The sequence below is a fragment of the Clostridium carboxidivorans P7 genome, assembly GCF_001038625.1.
In the GTDB taxonomy this organism is placed as follows: Bacteria; Bacillota; Clostridia; order Clostridiales; family Clostridiaceae; genus Clostridium_AM; species Clostridium_AM carboxidivorans.
In genome coordinates this window covers 3151105-3168880 of sequence record NZ_CP011803.1, presented here as the reverse complement: position 1 = coordinate 3168880, position 17776 = coordinate 3151105, and the positions used below count along the sequence as shown (strand labels likewise).

Sequence of the window (17776 nt, the reverse complement as noted above, 5' to 3'; positions counted from 1 at the left end):
GCTTTGCTAAATAAGGTTAAAGAATATGAAAAATACATTGTTGATCTTAGAAGATATTTTCATGAAAATCCTGAATTAAGCGGACAGGAGTTTAATACAAAGAGGGTAGTTGTAGAGGAACTTCAAAAGCTTGGGATTGAGATAAAGGAAGCTGGAAATGCTTCAGTAATTGGTATCTTAAAAGGTTATAAAAAAGGAAAGACAGTTGCCTTAAGAGCTGACATGGATGCTCTTCCTATAATCGAGCAGTCAGGTGTTGAATTTTCCTCTAAAACTCCTGGAATAATGCATGCTTGCGGACACGATGCTCACACTGCTATGCTTCTTGGTGCTGCAAAAATCCTATCTGAAATGAAGGAGGAAATACCAGGTGAGATAAGATTCTTCTTTCAGGAAGGTGAGGAAACTTTCACAGGTGCAAAAAAAATAATAGAGGTTGGGGGAATGAATGGAGTTGATGCTTGCCTTGGTATGCATGGAATGCCAGAACTAAAAACAGGATATGTAAATATTCAATCAGGTTATAGAATGGCAGGTTGTGATACTATTTATGTAAAGTTTGAAGGGGTGTCTGGTCATGGCTCAGTTCCACACCTTGCTAAAGATACAATTCATCCTGCATGTGCCTTTGTTACAGACCTTCAAGGAATAGTTACTAAAAATATCAATGCTCAAGATCCAATAGTAATTTCAGTAGGGAAGTTTGTTGGAGGTACAAAGGCAAATGTAGTTGCAAAATATACAGAAATTGATATCTCCATGAGATATTTTAATCCGCAGGTTAGAGAAATAGCTCATGAAGCAATAAGGAGACATGCAAAAGCTATTGCAGATGCTTACGAACTTAAGGCTGAAGTAAGAATAGAAGAAAGTGCACTTAGTCTTTACAATGATGACGAACTATCAATACTTGCTGATGACTCTGCGGCAAAAGTCTTTGGCGAAGGAAAAAATAAAACTTTACCTAGATATATGGGCTCAGAAGATATGCCGTACTATTTTAAACATGCAAAAGGAGTATATGCATTTTTAGGATATAGAAATGAGGAAAAGGAAGCTGTATATTTCCCACATCATGAGAAATTCAAGATTGACGAAGATTACTTAAAATACGGAACAGCATTACATGTACAATTTGCTTTGGATTTCTTAAGTAAATAAATTTAAATATAAAATAGGTAAAAATCATAACCCCCTTGAGCAATCAAGGGGGTTATCCTATATTAAATCTGTAAAGTATTATTTAGTGATATAATATTGATTTTATTTAAAGAATCCTAGAAGAATGCTTTAATACTTGATAAAACTACTAGTAATCCTACAACAATAACAAATATATTACTAAGATTTTTCTTGTATTTAGATAGTGTAGGTACTTTGTATATTGCGTACATAGGTAATAAGAATAAAATCATTGCAATTAGTGGTGCATTAACCATATCTATAAGATCAAGGATACTTGGATCTAAGAAAGCAATCATCCAACATGTTAAAATCATGAATACAACAATAATGTTTTTAACTGTTTTACCATTTAAATCTTTTCCACAAGATTTAGCACCTTGAACAATAATATCTTCTAAACCTTCATATGCTCCTATATAATGTCCAAGGAAAGATTTTGTAATAGCAACTAAAGCTATGATAGGAGCTCCATAAGCGAATAATGGCATTTTATATTTGTTAGCAAGGAAAGAAAGAACTGGTAAATTTTCTTTTTTTGCAAGTGCAAGATCAGCAGAAGTTACACTTAAAACAGTACTGAACACAAAGAACAATACAACACAAATTGTTACTGTATAACATACCTTTTGAATTTGGGCACATTTACGGTCTACATTTTCCATTCCGTAAGTTTCACGCTGCTTAACAACAAAAGTAGATATCATTGGAGAATGGTTAAATGAAAATACGATTATTGGTAATATAAACCAAGCTATTCCTAATACAGTAGTAATACCAACTTTTCCACCTGCTGGTGCAAAGTTACCTGCTAAACTTAAATTTGATACACTCCATTGTGGAATCAAATATAAAGATAGAAGAACTAAAGTTGCTATAAATGGATATACAAGATAGCTCATTACTTTTACAGTAACATCTTGTCCAAAATTTACAATGAATATTAGAAAAAGAACTAAAACAAGTGATAATACAATTCTTGGTGGTGCTTGCATTTTCAATTGATTTTCTATGAAACTCTTTGCAGTATTAGTTAATGAAACTGCATACATTATTAGTATTGAATAAATAGAGAAGAAATAGACAACATCAAAAACTTTACTTGCCGTATTTCCAAAATACTCTCTTACAGTAGCTGTGATTCCCTTATCACCAGATTTAGAAAAATAAATCATTTTTGCCATGGCTCTGTGTGAAAAATACATGATAGGGAATGCAATTATAGTAATTAAAAGTAAAGATAATATTCCGCCTGCTCCTGCATTAATTGGTAAGAAGAGTACACCTGCTCCAATTGCTGTTCCAAAAAGGCTCATTGCCCAAGTTGTATCTTGACTGTGCCACTTATTGGCGTTTTTATATTCTTTCGTTTCCTGAAATTTTTCTTGAATCATTCTTAACGTCTCCTTTATGCTTATTCTTCGAAGGTTTTATTTCTAATAGCAATTCCTGTTTGGTATTGCTGCTGTTTTTTTATCCAAATTGGTGAAGTTATTAATAGTAACATTATGTTTTTTTATGTTTTGTTCAAATTCAAGAGAATATTTATTCTCTTTATTCGAAACCGTTATCATCATGGACAATAATTCCTCAAGGTTTAAACTAAACCCATCAATTTAAATATGTAATCCTTCACCAGCTAAAATACATCCTGTTCGAATATATTGAGTATCATCTTGGAGATAGATATCAGCATTATTTGGATGACCTGTAGGACTATTCCCTAGTTTTAAAAAAAACAATATCGATGCCTTTAGATTTTGCTATTTTAATCTATTATTTATTTTCACCTCCATATTATTATTTTGAAAAATTGAATAGTAAAATTTCAATCGTAAGAATAAATAGTTATTAATATAATAAATTTTTATTGCAATAAGAATATAACACACGAAAAATGTAATGTCAACATAATATAGCAAGAAATTCGTAGAATGGAGTCTAATGGATAATTAATTTTGAAGTTTGATAGTTTTAATTTTAAAAAATTATTTTTTGGGATTCATCCTTTTTTATAAATACATTAAATGTTTTTAATCTTTATAATAATTCATTTTGATGCTATAATATATACAAGTTTTAGCCATCGTTTTTAGTATTGCTGTATTCTAAATACTAAAAAATGGTGGCTCTATACATTTAAAAAGTCAATTTACTACTATTAGTGAGGTGGAAACTTTGAATGACAGAGAATTAATTGAAAAACATATACCTATTGCAGAATTTATATCAGCACTTTTGGGAGATAATTGTGAAGTTTTAATACACGATGTTACCGATCCAAATCATTCTGTAATATTTATAAAAAATGGACACTTAAGCGGTAGGAGAATAGGGTCACCTATTACAAATCTAGTCCTTAACATAATACAGAATAAGAGCTACAAAAATAAGGATTTTGTGGCAAATTATAAAGCAGAGGGAAATTTTAAAACCTTTAGATCTGCAAGTTATTTTATAAAAAATGAAAAAAATAAAATAGTAGGAGCTATATGTATAAACATAGATATAGAAGAGTACAATAATGTAAAAAAATTAATGGATAAACTTAGTTTTATATGCGATGAGTCTGAGAAAGAAATCGAAGATATAAAAACCCAGGAGCAATTCTATGATAATGTAGATGACATCCTCCATACTATGATCCGCGATATAATTCGTGATGTAAACATAGATCCCCAAAGAATGTCAGCTGACGAAAAAATGTATGTTGTAAAACAACTATACGACAAAGGTACATTTAACCTTAAAGGTGCAGTTGTAGAAGTTGCAAAGGCACTCCAAGTATCAGAACCTACAATATATAGATACCTTAACAAATTCAAATCGTCTCATTGAAATAAGCAATTTTTGTTGCTGATTATGACAAGTAATATGATCATCATCGGATAAATTAGGAGAAAATAATAGTATATAAGTTGACTATTATTTTTTTTTATATTTGTAGAAAAACGTAGAAAAAGTTAGTATAATTTGAGGTTAGATAAACTACATAAAATATAAGAATATTATAAATTATAAAAGGAAGGTAGAATTGTGGGGATTTTTAGAGATGAAATGACTTCTAAAGAGAGAAGAGAAGCCTATTTTAGGGGAGAAGAAGTAGATAGATTACCTTGTGCTATTATGTTTGAAGAAACCGCAGCAGTATATGCAGGCATAAATGTTGAAGAATACTATTTTGATTCTAATAAAATGTTAGAAGCTGAAAAGTTTATAGTAAGAGAATTTGGAGCAGAAAGCTGTGGAATTAATGTGACTTTAAGGGGACTAGGAGAAGCACTTGGAAGCAAGATGGGGTATAGTGATTCAAGAGCCTCATTTTTAATAGATCCTGTTTTAAAAGATTATAAAATGTTAGATAACATGGAGGTTATAAATCCTTATAAAGATGGCCGACTTCCAATAACATTAAAAGCGCTGGGTAAAATAAAAAAAGAATTAGGTAATGAAGCAAGTGTTGGAAGTGGAGTATCAGGGCCTGTTAGTGCAGCTTCTGCCATTAGAGGGACAGAAAATCTTATGAAGGATTTTATACAAAATAAAGAAGGTGTACATAAGTTATTGGACTTTATAGTAGAGTGTAACTTAGCATATGTTGAAGCCGTTTACAAGGAACACGGATTAATGTGTGGTATTGGAGATCCTATATCCTGTGCAAATTTAATTAGTCCTAAGCAGTTTAGGGAATTTTCAAAACCATATCTTAGTAAAATGATAGATGGCATGTATAAGATAACTGGTGAAAAACCATCACTTCATATATGTGGAAAGACAAAAGGAATTTGGAACGACCTGCGTGATTTAAATATATCAGCTTTTAGCGTTGATAACTGTGAAGATATAGGAGAAGTTAAAAATGCACTGGGAGATAAGGTGTGTTTGGTTGGAAATATTGATCCAGTTTCAATTATAAGAAATGGAACAGTAGAAGATGTTTATAGAGAAGTTAAAAGCTGTATAGAAAAAGCAGCAGATAGTCCAAATGGATATATAGTTGGATCTGGATGTGATATTCCTGGTGGTGCTCCAATTGAAAATATAAAGGCAGTTATAGAAGCAACTAAAAAATATAGTGAGAGAATTTCCATTAGAAGATAATATTTCAGTGAAAAGTTTGTTTACTATGATAAAATTAAAATTTTGTAGACACAAAATTTTAATTTTATGAATTGAATTTTCCAATTGAGAAGGATAATGTATGGCAGATGTAAATTTAAAACATTAATGAGAAAGGTTCTTTCCTTAGAGAGATTTTGAAAAATCAACTAACTTTGGAAAGAACCAAATTTAAATTTATTGTGCTACTATTTGAAAATCCTTATATTGTAGATTTGTATAATAAGAGTTAACTGGTGAATAATCTGTAATTTGGTTGGATTTTAAATACAACCAAGTCAAGTTTATTAATCCTTTTAAAGGTTCTATACTAGTGATTTGATTGTTATCTAAAAACAATTTATTTAATTTAGTCAATCCATTTAAAGAGGTTATATCATTAATTTGATTGTTAGATAACCACAATGTATTTAAGTTTGTCAATCCCATTAGAGGATCTATGTTGATAATTTTATTATTGACTAAAGATAAAGAGTTCAAATTAACTAATGCTTTTAAAGGATCTAAGTTGTTGATTTGGTTGTCAGCTAAAAACAAGCTAGTCAATTTAGTCAACCCTCTTAATGATTCTAGATCAGTGATGTTAGTGTTAGTTAACTCCAAATATGTCAGATTTGTTAATCCTTTTAAAGGTTCTAGGCTAATTATTTGGTTATTGCTTAACTCCAAATAGGTCAAACTAGTTAAATTTTCTATACCTGAAATATTAGTTATACCTTTTCCTCCAACTTGCAGAGTTTTTATTGAACTAACATCACTCTTCAAAATATCTCCAGTAGGTTTTTTAATAGTATCTCTAATTGCATTTTCTAAATTCTTATCCGGGAATGTAACAATTTCACTGTTATCAGTTGAACTTTTAGCAGTAACAGTAAGGTTACAGGATGCTTTCTTATTTCCATCCACTGTTGCTGCTGTTATTAATGCTGTCCCTGCCTTTACTGCTGTTATTTTTCCTATAGAATCCACTGATGCAATAGTATTATCTGAGGATGTCCATGTTACAGCAGGATTTGTAGCATCTATTGGATTTACAGTTGCTACTAAATTATCTGTGTCACCTACTGTTAAATTGTCTGTAATTTTATTCAAACTTATAGTGTTTACTATTTTAAAATCCTTATATTGTAGATTAGTATAATAAGAATTAACTGGTGAATAATCTTTAATTTGATTGGATTTTAAATACAACCAAGTCAAGTTTGTTAATCCTTTTAAAGGTTCTATACTAGTAATTTGATTGTTATCTAAAAACAATTTATTTAATTTAGTCAATGCATTTAAAGAGGTTATATCATTAATTTGATTGTTAGATAACCACAATGTATTTAAGTTTGTCAATCCCATTAGAGGATCTATGTTGATAATTTTATTATTGACTAAAGATAAAGAGTTCAAATTAACTAATGCTTTTAAAGGATCTAAGTTGTTGATTTGGTTGTCAGCTAAAAACAAGCTAGTCAATTTAGTCAACCCTCTTAATGATTCTAGATCAGTGATGTTAGTGTTAGTTAACTCCAAATATGTCAGATTTGTTAATCCTTTTAAAGGTTCTAGGCTAATTATTTGGTTATTGCTTAACTCCAAATAGGTCAAACTAGTTAAATTTTCTATACCTGAAATATTAGTTATACCTTTTCCTCCAACTTGCAGAGTTTTTATTGAACTAACATCACTCTTCAAAATATCTCCAGTAGGTTTTTTAATAGTATCTCTAATTGCATTTTCTAAATTCTTATCCGGGAATGTAACAATTTCACTGTTATTAGTTGAACTTTTGGCAGTAATAGTAAGGTTACAGGATGCTTTCTTATTTCCATCCACTGTTGCTGCTGTTATTAGTGCTGTACCTGCATTTACTGCTTTTATTTTTCCTATAGCATCCACTGTTGCAATAGTGCTATCGGAGGATGTCCATGTTACAGATGGATTTGTAGCATCTATTGGATTTACAGTTGCTACTAAATTATCTGTGTCACCTACTGTTAAATTATCTGTAGTTTTGTTTAAACTTATTGAATTTACTATTTGAAAATCTTTATATTGCAGATTCGTATAATAAGAATTAACTGGTGAATAATCTTTAATTTGATTGGATTTTAAATACAACCAAGTGAAATTTGTTAACCCTTTTAAAGGTTCTATGCTAACAATTTGATTGTTATCTAAAAACAATTTATTCAATTTAGTCAATCCATTTAAAGAGGTTATATCACTGATTTGATTGTTAGATAACCACAATGTATTTAAGTTAGTCAATCCTATTAGAGGATCTATGTTGATAATTTTATTATTGACTAAAGATAAAGAGTTCAAGTTAACTAATGCTTTTAAAGGATCTAAGTTGTTGATTTGATTGTTAGCTAAAAACAAGCTAGTCAATTTAGTCAACCCTCTTAATGATTCTAGGGCAGAGATGTTAGTGTTAGTTAACTCCAAATATGTCAGGTTTGTTAATCCTTTTAAAGGTTCTAGGCTAATTATTTGGTTATTGTTTAATTCCAAATAGGTCAAACTAGTTAAATTTTCTATGCCTGAAATGTTAGTTATACCTTTTCCTCCAACTTGTAGAGTTTTTATCGCACTAACATCACTCTTCAAAATATCTCCAGTAGGTTTTTGAATAGTATCTCTAATTACGTTTTCTAAATTCTTATCTGGGAATGTAACAATTTCACTGTTATTGGTTGAACTTTTAGCAGTAACAGAAAGGTTACAAGATGCTTTTTTATTTCCATCCACTGTTGTTGCTGTTATTAGTGCTGTTCCTGCATTTACTGCTTTTATTTTTCCTATAGCATCCACTGTTGCAATAGTGCTATCGGAGGATGTCCATGTTACAGATGGATTTGTAGCATCTATTGGATTTACAGTTGCTACTAAATTATCTGTGTCACCTACTGTTAAATTATCTGTAGTTTTGTTTAAACTTATTGAATTTACTATTTGAAAATCTTTATATTGCAGATTCGTATAATAAGAATTAACTGGTGAATAATCTTTAATTTGATTGGATTTTAAATACAACCAAGTCAAATTTGTTAACCCTTTTAAAGGTTCTATGCTAACAATTTGATTGTTATCTAAAAACAATTTATTCAATTTAGTCAATCCATTTAAAGAGGTTATATCACTGATTTGATTGTTAGATAACCACAATGTATTTAAGTTAGTCAATCCTATTAGAGGATCTATGTTGATAATTTTATTATTGACTAAAGATAAAGAGTTCAAGTTAACTAATGCTTTTAAAGGATCTAAGTTGTTGATTTGATTGTTAGCTAAAAACAAGCTAGTCAATTTAGTCAACCCTCTTAATGATTCTAGGGCAGAGATGTTAGTGTTAGTTAACTCCAAATATGTCAGGTTTGTTAATCCTTTTAAAGGTTCTAGGCTAATTATTTGGTTATTGCTTAATTCCAAATAGGTCAAACTAGTTAAATTTTCTATGCCTGAAATGTTAGTTATACCTTTTCCTCCAACTTGTAGAGTTTTTATTGCACTAACATCACTCTTCAAAATATCTCCAGTAGGTTTTTGAATAGTATCTCTAATTACGTTTTCTAAATTCTTATCCGGGAACGTAACAATTCCACTTCTAATGGTAAAATTTATCGTTTTAGCACTTCTTATTTTTTTCCCTGACTTAGATTTTAATTGATTACCAATATTTAAAGTATACTTTTCTCCAGAAATAAATCCTTCAGCTGGTGGATTTATTATAACACTTTTACCATCTTGTCCTAAAGTTAACTTACAGCTGACTACATTTCCTTTAGAGTCTTTTACAGTAATATTTTGTTTATTTGACTCATTTAATACAAGTTCTTGAGTAAATGTAACGGTCCATATTTTACTAGGTTCTACGGTTTGGTTGTCATTAATTTTAGCACAAACAACACTTGATTGTAGAATAAAAATGAATGAAAATAAGAAAATGGGTAACTTTTTAAACTTTTTATTAATCAAGCTAATCACTCCTTATTATATTTGTATTTTTATGATTTTAATTATAGCATGAATTTTATTGCTATGGAAATGTTTACTATTGAATAATTAAATCCTTTTTCAAATATAATAAGACAGTTGGAGAATTGAAGTAAAAATAAGGGAACATCCTTAGATTTAATTTATACAAATCTAAGGATGTTTCCATTTTGTTTAAATTGTTAACACTCGGTTATATAATCCTATAACATCCCATAGTCAAGAACATATAGGTTGTTATTTTCATCATATCCAAAGGAGTTAACCTTACAGTATTCATTTTGTAATTGAGGAGATTTAGTTACAAATAAATTTTTGAACTTCTCTAGTTTTGAGAAAAAGGTTTTCTGGTTTGAAAAATTTTTTTCTTTCTCTACATAGCCATATATTGTCTCATCAGAATCTATGCTGGTATCTATAGGGGTCAAACGTTTATGGACAGTCAAATATAAAAACTTACTTTTATATATTGCATATACTGGACATAATATATCTTTAAAATTTTCAAGTTTTTCATCCTTTGATGTATAGATTTCAAATTCGTTAATGCATTGATCTGCTCCTACAGGTAAAGAAAATCCTGTAGCATCAGATGAAGCTTTAATTATAAAGTTATCTAAAATATATACACAGCGCATAGATCGTGCTAAGATATTTTTTCTATTTAATTGTTTTAGCAAGCCGTTGGTTATGCAGTTATTTTCACCTAATTTCATACCATACTGGCTTAAAAATTTTTCAACTTGATATAATTCTTCGTTCATAAAAAATACCTCCTTTAAATAATTCTTGGCAATAAAATAAGGACATGAGGCAAAGCCTAAGCTTTCACCACATGTCCTCTGTATTCTTTACCTGAGAGTTTGGATATAAATATATATCTTACACCTTGGGTTTTGTATTTAAACAAATTTTCAGAGTTTCGTCCTATAGCGCTATGGGTACCTGAAAGTTTCTGATGTAGCCGTGGAACTATATCATTGCTTCTTCGGTTAACAAATTGTTATCTCACGCTATATTCACCCGAACAATATTAAATTTTAATATCTTGGCTTCATTATATCATCCCATTAATCTGATTTCAACCCAGATTTCACAGTATGGGGCTATATAATATCTATTTCATAATACTTTTTTTAGCAGCGGAAATAGCATCTCTTGATTTTTCAATTATTTACATTTTATGGTTCATTTAAGCAATTTTAATAAAATATTTTAAGTTCTTCCCAATTTCCTGAAAATGTATTTGTCAAGAAGTTTATATATAAATTAGTGTGTCATTATTAAGGAATACTTACCACTTATATTTTTAAGTAATATGAGAAAACTACATGTATATGCTAATAAAAGTAAAGCTTGATTGATATTAGGTTTCTAATTTTTTATATAAATCTTAGTTGAGCTTGCTTAAGCATGTATTCATGAAGTCAAATTTACTTTTCTAAAGGAGGTAATTATTAATGGCACATGAAAAACGAGAAAGAGAAGAACATTCAGGCGGCGGTGTTATACATTGGATAGGAAGACTCATAGCAGTTGCAGTTATTTTAGCAATAACATCATTTTTGACACCAGGTTTTACTATCATTGGTATGTGGTCATTCTTATTAGCTGCAGTTGTAATAACTGTAATAGATTATTTAGTAGAATCTTTTATGGGCGTTGATGCATCACCTTTTGGAAGAGGACTTAAAGGATTTGTTATTGCTGCTATAATAATATATTTAACACAATTTTTAGTTCCTAATATGAGGGTATCTATAATGGGTTCAATATTAGCAGCCATAGTTATTGGAATATTGGATGCGGTGATTCCTGGTAGAGCTATGTAATTTAGTTTTTTATTAATATATAGTTTTAAATACGATAGTTGTTCAAAGAGTAAGCGGCCATATAAAACTGAAAGTTTTATATGGTCGTTTAATTTATAAATAGAGTAAAAGTAAATATTGACAAAATTGCATAAAAGAATTAATATGAATATATGAACAGATAAACATATGAGCACATAAACAATTTAATATATTTGGAGGATTATATGGAAAATAAAAATAATATTGAAGTTTGTAATTGTAATGTAATACATGAGGATGTAATAAATGAAGTGAAGAAAAGCATACCTGAAGAGGAAAAGCTGTATGATTTAGCAGAATTTTTTAAGGTTTATGGTGATACCACAAGAATAAAGATAATATGTGCACTATTTAAAGCAGAAATGTGTGTATGTGATATAGCAGCTTTATTTTCAATGACTCAATCTGCAATATCACATCAATTAAGGGTACTTAAACAAGCAAGACTAGTAAAGTTTAGAAAAGAGGGAAAAGTTGTATACTATTCTCTTGATGATGAACATGTAAAGCGTATTTTTGACCAAGGATTACTTCACATTAATGAAAGATAAATTGAAGGTGGTGCTAAAATGGCAACTGTAATAAAAAAAGGAAAGATACCAAATAAGACTATTAAAATCCCCCAAAAAAATACGAAAGGTAAATTGAGAAAAGAGTTTGTATTAGAGGGATTGGGTTGTGCAAATTGTGCAGCTAAGATGGAAAGAAATATAAGTAGAATAGAAGGTATTACAAATGTTTCTGTAGATTTTATGAGAAAGTCTTTGGCATTAGAAATTGAAGAAATAAGTAGAACTGATGAGCTTATTGCAGCGGCTGAAAAAATTGTAAAAAATATTGAATCACAAGTTATTATGAAAGAGAAGATGTTAAGTAAAGAATTAGCCAAAGAGAAAGTGCATGATAATGAGGAACATGCTCATAATCACAATCATGAAGAAGGACTAAACAAAAAGGAACTAATCCAGCTATCCATTGGTGCAGCAGTATTTGTAATTGCGTCTATTTTTGAATTTAGCTTTTGGATGGAAGCTGCATTATATATTATAAGTTATATTTTAATAGGTGGAGAAGTAGTAGTACAGGCTTTTAAAAATATAGTAAAGGGACAAGTGTTTGATGAGAATTTTTTGATGAGTATTGCAACTATTGGAGCTTTTTCAATTCAACAATTTCCAGAAGCTGTGGCAGTTATGCTATTTTATCAAGTAGGAGAATTGTTTCAAGATGCAGCTGTAAATAATTCTAGAAAGTCTATTTCTTCACTTATGAACATCCGTCCGGATTTTGCTAATTTGAAACTGGGTGATGAAGTAAAGAAGGTTAAGCCTGAAGAAGTAAATATAGGAGACTTAATTGTTGTAACACCAGGTGAAAAAGTACCATTAGATGGAACTATATTAGAAGGAAAATCAATGTTAGATACTTCTGCATTAACAGGTGAATCTGTTCCAAGAGAGGCTGCAGTAGGTGACACAATATTAGGTGGATTTATCAATAAAAATGGCCTTTTAACTATTAAAGTTACAAAAGAATTTTCAGAATCTACAGTAGCTAAAATATTGAATTTAGTAGAAAATGCAAGCAGTAAAAAAGCACCAACAGAAAAGTTTATAACTAAGTTTGCTAGATACTACACTCCAGTTGTGGTTGTATCAGCTGTTTTATTAGCTTTTATTCCACCTTTGGTAATTAGTGATGCAAGTTTTTCTGAGTGGATATACAGAGCCTTAGTATTTTTAGTAGTTTCCTGCCCTTGTGCATTGGTAATATCAATACCACTTGGCTTCTTTGGAGGTATAGGGGGAGCATCTAAAAATGGAATTCTTATAAAAGGTGGCAATTATCTAGAAGCTTTAAATAATGTGGAAATGGTTGTTTTTGATAAAACAGGAACACTTACAAAGGGTACATTTAAAGTTACTGAAATTGAAGCTTTTAATGAGATGTCCAAGGAAGAAATATTGGAGTATGCTGCTTTTGCAGAAAGTTATTCTAATCATCCAATAGCTACTTCCATCTTAAAAGCTTATGGTAAAGAAATAAATAAAAGTGATATGAAGAACTATGAGGAAATATCAGGACATGGCATTAGAGCAGAAATAAGAGGAAAACAAGTGTTATGTGGAAATGCTAAATTGATGGAAAGAGAAAAAATACAGTATGATTCCATAGACACTTTTGGAACAGTAGTATTTATAGCTATTGATAAAAAGTATGCAGGACACATTGTTATATCTGACGAAATAAAAGAAGATTCAAAAATGGCAATACAGGGATTAAAGTCAATAGGAATTAAAAAGACTATCATGCTAACAGGTGATAATAGTGTTGTAGGTTCAAAAGTTGGACAAGAATTAGGAGTAGATGAAGTTTATTCTGAACTTCTTCCACAGGACAAGGTTGAAAAACTTGAAAATGTAGAAAAAGAAAAATCATCAAAGGGAAAGCTCGTTTTCGTTGGAGATGGAATTAACGATGCACCAGTACTTGCAAGAGCAGATATAGGTATAGCAATGGGAGGCTTAGGATCAGATGCAGCCATAGAAGCGGCAGATGTAGTAATCATGACTGATGAACCCTCCAAAATTGTAACTGCTATAAAAATAGCAAAAAGAACAAAGTCTATTGTAATGCAAAATATAGTTTTTGCGCTAGGTGTCAAAGCAATAATCCTAGTATTAGGAGCCTTAGGAATTGCAAATATGTGGGAAGCAGTATTTGGAGATGTAGGCGTAGCAGTAATTGCAATTCTAAATTCTATGAGAGCATTGAAAGTGAAAAAGTAATGAGAGACAAGAATGCAGTGGAAGTTTGAATTTTAACTTTTATTCTGTGATATATGATAAAGGTTAAAATTCAAACTAGTAACTTCAAGCGCACACATCTAATTGCATTGTTATAGATAATTTTAGTAAGCCAAATTTATATTTATAATCATAACTTATGACACTTAAAAATTAAGTTGGGGTCTAATGTTTTGCTAATATATTTAGTTTAAAAAGCAGTTGTTCCCTATTTTATAGAAATACCTCGAAAAAGATTTTAGAAATCTTGTTAAAAGTATACATAAAAGAGTACAGAAAGTTAAAAATGATATTTCAGTGGAGGTGGAATTCATGACTTTATTGGAAAGAGATAGGGAAAAAATTGAAGAAGGAAGAGAAGAGAAGAAGCAATAAAACAACTTATATTGAAACAATACAGTAAAGGACTTTCTATAGAATATATTGCAGAAATAAATGAATTTGATGTTGAATATGTAAGAGATGTAGTCAAAAATAATACACCTAAAATTAATAATTAAAAAATTTTGCATGATAAAATTTACTGATGGGGTAATTCTCATCAGTATTATTTTTGCTTATAATCTCTTTTTTAGTTTATATAAAAACTTGAAGATAGCAAAAGTAGATTATTGGAATTTGGTAGGTTTGCAGGAAGCAATCGGAAAACAAGTATTAATTTAACGCACAAACAAGTTACAATCGGAGCTTGGGGTAAATTCTTTAAGGTTAGTATCTTGTATAGCGCCAAATTAATTGTTTAATTAAATACACAGCTGTTCAGGGTATTCATTTTCTGTCTTTATACACGCAAAAGATTTTATTCAAATAGTTGCTTTAATTCATGCTAGCCACAGAGGTGAACATGCTTATAAACACCTTACAAGGCAACAACCTCTGTTGGTGCTGATATTTCTAGAATGCATTAAGTGTAATTAATAAGTTTTAATATATATAGATATAATTTTGAATCAAAGTAAAATTAATTTTGTTTTGTAAATATAGGTAATAATGTGGGTTAATATGGTATAATTCGATTAGAAGTATTATAACGTATGTAATGTATTTTCATTATAGTAATTATGTCTATAACGCGAAGTTGAGATGGTTTACAATATAAAGAACACGTAGGAGTTCAACGAGGTTCGCCTCCATCATAAAACCCACGAAAATCATAACTTTGGTTTTCGTGGGTTTATTTGTATTATGAATTGGGGTTACAAGAAATATAATCCATTTGTGTAGCTATTAATGTAAAAAAATACTGATATTATGATATAATTAAATAGAATTGGTAGTAATTAGAGAAAATTGAAATAGAAAGGATAGAATTATGGATTTTCAAGAAATTATGGCATTTAATGCTCCATATAATCAAAAAAATTTTGATGCTTTAATAGAAAAGATTAAGTTGTATCAAGTAGTTCCATACGTAGGTGCTGGAATGTCTATGTTATTCGATGGTATATATCCATCATGGGAAGGATTTCTAAATGCTACTTTTAAGGAATTTGGGGATTATTCACAAAAGGAAATGTTTGATAAATTAGATTACGAGGATAAAGCAGATTTTTTGTATGATGAAATGGGAAAGCTTTCATTTGCAGATAATTTAAAAAAAACATTTGGACAAGATCATCTAGATAAAGATGTTAGTGATTTCATAGATAAATCTATGTATTTATTGCCAGTTATTTTTGAAAAAGGTTTATTAATAACAACTAATTATGATAAAGTTATTGAAAAATCTTATATTCTGCATAATAAAGTCCTAGCAATTTCACATCCAGGGCATTTTGAAGCTTTAAATGGAGCTCTTAGAGATAATGAATTACTATTATATAAGATTCATGGTGATATTAGTGAACCAATTGATTCTATTATTTTAACTAAAGCTCAATATGAGTCTGCATATAATAATTCACAATTAATTGAGACATTAAAACAAATTTATATTAGTAAAAGCATATTGTTTTTAGGCTGTAGTCTTGAAAAAGATAGACCAATAAGATTATTATGTGAAGTTTCTAAATCAGGAATGACTAATTATGCTATTATGAGCTGTAAAAATGAAAGTAAGAGAAAAAAGAGAATACAGTTAGAAAACGAATATTTTACTCAAGTCATTATTTATCCAGATGGAAAGCATGAGTGCCTAAGAATTATACTAGAAGAGATTGCTAAAATAATTAAACACCAAAAAGAACAATACTGCAATTCAAGTAAACAAAATAAAGAATATGAAGTACCACGAATTGGAACAAAAGCACCAAAGAAGGATGCAGATAATGAAGAGTGTAAGAATAAAGCTAAAGTAGATGATATTAATTTTATATATAAAGTAAAAGTATGTACGGAAATAAAACGATTATTAATTGAAAATCATAGAATTTTCATAGATTATGGACCTATGTCAGAAATTGCATTAAAAAATCCACTAAGCAATGCTTGTGAAATTTGGAAAGAGAGAAAGCATGAGAAAATAATACCGAATAATGAGAAGATAGTGAATATTATTGAAGATAATAAAGAACTATTTACTATTGATGAATATGAAGTATGTTATGAATTTATAGAACATGCTAATGGATTTAAAAAGGGGTGTAATCAAGTTATGGAAGATGTAAAACAATTTCCTAAAAATTTTAGTGAGGTGATTAATAAATATGCCAGAGTTTAATAGTTGGAATGTTCCATTTAGTACTATATGTTTTTTTGAAGATGCATTAAATAGTCATAAAAGAGTTATAAGGGTTAGTAGAGAGAGAGACATCTTTTTTAGAATAGAAAGAGATGATAATTCTATTTTAAACACATTGCTTTTAAATGAATATCGCTTTGGAATAGCGAGTCTAATCAGAGCTTTGGAGGAGTTCCCTGAAACAGAATATATAATTATCGGAGGGAATTGGAATGAAAGTACTTATGAGGCTGATGAATATGCTGGAAATAATAATATTGGAATATATGATTTTAGCGAATTTTTCGGTGCTATAAATTGTGATAATATTCCTTTAAAGTATATAAAAAAAGATGAAAGAAACAATAAAAAAAATACTTTCAGAGGTGCCTAGTAGTACTGAAATTTATGTATTTGGTTCAGTATTAAGATCATTACAACCCAATGATTTAGATATTCTAGTAATTTATGATTCAAAAGTATATCCTAAAGCTAATATATATGATGCGTGTAAAAGAATAAGTGAAGTTCTATATGAAGCTTTTAATTTACCTATAGATTTAACAGTCTTAAGCTATTCAGAAAATGATGCGATGAATTTTATTAAAGAAGTTAAAGCTAGAGAGTTAAAATTCTTTTTACAAGGTAAATTTTTTAAGGATGGGTTAAGTGAAAAGTAGTAATTTAAAAGGAATATTATTTAGAGATATATACGTTGAATTAGTGGATTTCAAAGGTCACCCCTCACCTCCACCAATGAAACATAGGAACACATATGACCGTATTGAAGAAATACGGTTTTTTAATTTTACTATGATTTAGAATTATGAAAGATGAATTGTATTATAAGAATAAGTTGAGATACTTAAATAGAATTGAATAGTCTATTAGTCAACTTCCAATTAGGCTAATAATGGGTAGTTCAATATCTTTAAGTTTTAACTTATTATGGTTTAGAAAGTGTCATAACAGTAATTAAATGTAACATATGAACGATGCAAACAACTCAATAAATAGTAAGTTATTTGATTACTAAATGCTGAATTTTTTTAAAAGTTTAACTATAAAATAGAAATTAAGTGTGTACACATAAAGTTACTAGTTTGAATTTTAACTTTTATGTAGTGATATATGATAAGGGTGTCATCACATTAGCTAAATTGTTTTAG

General features: G+C 29.5%; 12 protein-coding genes, 1 pseudogene and 1 riboswitch. Of the genes and pseudogenes, 10 read left to right on the top strand and 3 right to left on the bottom strand.

Translation table 11 applies throughout. From position 1 onward, the window contains the following. Positions 1 to 3: 3 nt before the first annotated feature. Positions 4 to 1161: an amidohydrolase gene (locus tag Ccar_RS13810; protein ID WP_007063115.1), complete on the top strand. Its 1158-nt coding sequence runs from the start codon at positions 4 to 6 to the stop codon at positions 1159 to 1161. Positions 1162 to 1277: 116 nt separating this feature from the next. On the opposite strand, the gene Ccar_RS13805 is transcribed toward Ccar_RS13810, so the two are convergent. Beyond that, positions 1278 to 2576, bottom strand: coding sequence for an aromatic amino acid transport family protein (locus tag Ccar_RS13805; protein ID WP_007063116.1), 1299 nt, complete (start codon positions 2574 to 2576; stop codon positions 1278 to 1280). A gap of 784 nt (positions 2577 to 3360) precedes the next feature. Between Ccar_RS13805 and Ccar_RS13800 the strand changes: the two genes are divergently transcribed. Further along, positions 3361 to 4020 (top strand): helix-turn-helix transcriptional regulator, encoded by a 660-nt coding sequence (locus tag Ccar_RS13800; RefSeq protein ID WP_007063118.1) that lies wholly within the window; start codon positions 3361 to 3363, stop codon positions 4018 to 4020. A gap of 198 nt (positions 4021 to 4218) precedes the next feature. Beyond that, on the top strand, positions 4219 to 5283 hold the full coding sequence (locus Ccar_RS13795; protein ID WP_007063119.1) for a uroporphyrinogen decarboxylase family protein: 1065 nt from the start codon (positions 4219 to 4221) through the stop codon (positions 5281 to 5283). Between the two features lie 195 nt (positions 5284 to 5478). On the opposite strand, the gene Ccar_RS26095 is transcribed toward Ccar_RS13795, so the two are convergent. Together Ccar_RS26095 and Ccar_RS13785 are read right to left on the bottom strand one after the other, a co-directional pair. Beyond that, positions 5479 to 9270: a leucine-rich repeat domain-containing protein gene (locus Ccar_RS26095; protein ID WP_053075339.1), complete on the bottom strand. Its 3792-nt coding sequence runs from the start codon at positions 9268 to 9270 to the stop codon at positions 5479 to 5481. Positions 9271 to 9491: 221 nt separating this feature from the next. After that, a complete protein-coding gene (locus Ccar_RS13785; RefSeq protein WP_007064235.1) occupies positions 9492 to 10052 on the bottom strand; it encodes a hypothetical protein in 561 nt (186 codons plus the stop codon). A 159-nt stretch (positions 10053 to 10211) separates the two neighbouring features. Next, a riboswitch (glycine riboswitch) is annotated at positions 10212 to 10311 on the bottom strand. A gap of 437 nt (positions 10312 to 10748) precedes the next feature. On the opposite strand from Ccar_RS13785, the gene Ccar_RS13780 reads away from it, so the two are divergent. From Ccar_RS13780 to Ccar_RS13755, 7 genes and pseudogenes are all read left to right on the top strand, one after another. Next, positions 10749 to 11120: a phage holin family protein gene (locus Ccar_RS13780; protein WP_007064234.1), complete on the top strand. Its 372-nt coding sequence runs from the start codon at positions 10749 to 10751 to the stop codon at positions 11118 to 11120. 206 nt (positions 11121 to 11326) lie between these two features. Further along, positions 11327 to 11692, top strand: a complete 366-nt coding sequence (locus Ccar_RS13775; protein WP_007064233.1) for an ArsR/SmtB family transcription factor — start codon at positions 11327 to 11329, stop codon at positions 11690 to 11692. An 18-nt stretch (positions 11693 to 11710) separates the two neighbouring features. Next, the gene (locus Ccar_RS13770) at positions 11711 to 13930 is read left to right on the top strand and encodes a heavy metal translocating P-type ATPase (RefSeq protein WP_082141597.1); all 2220 of its coding nucleotides are present in this window, start codon (positions 11711 to 11713) and stop codon (positions 13928 to 13930) included. A gap of 261 nt (positions 13931 to 14191) precedes the next feature. After that, a pseudogene (locus Ccar_RS27725) lies at positions 14192 to 14314 on the top strand (Rpn family recombination-promoting nuclease/putative transposase); the annotation flags it as partial. A 946-nt stretch (positions 14315 to 15260) separates the two neighbouring features. Further along, a complete protein-coding gene (locus Ccar_RS13765; protein ID WP_007062489.1) occupies positions 15261 to 16607 on the top strand; it encodes an SIR2 family protein in 1347 nt (448 codons plus the stop codon). Then, complete coding sequence (locus Ccar_RS13760) at positions 16594 to 17001, top strand: hypothetical protein (protein ID WP_007062490.1); 408 nt, start codon at positions 16594 to 16596, stop codon at positions 16999 to 17001. Before Ccar_RS13765 ends, Ccar_RS13760 begins: the two co-directional genes overlap by 14 nt. Continuing rightward, on the top strand, positions 16961 to 17287 hold the full coding sequence (locus Ccar_RS13755; RefSeq protein ID WP_007062491.1) for a nucleotidyltransferase domain-containing protein: 327 nt from the start codon (positions 16961 to 16963) through the stop codon (positions 17285 to 17287). Before Ccar_RS13760 ends, Ccar_RS13755 begins: the two co-directional genes overlap by 41 nt. Positions 17288 to 17776: the final 489 nt, after the last annotated feature.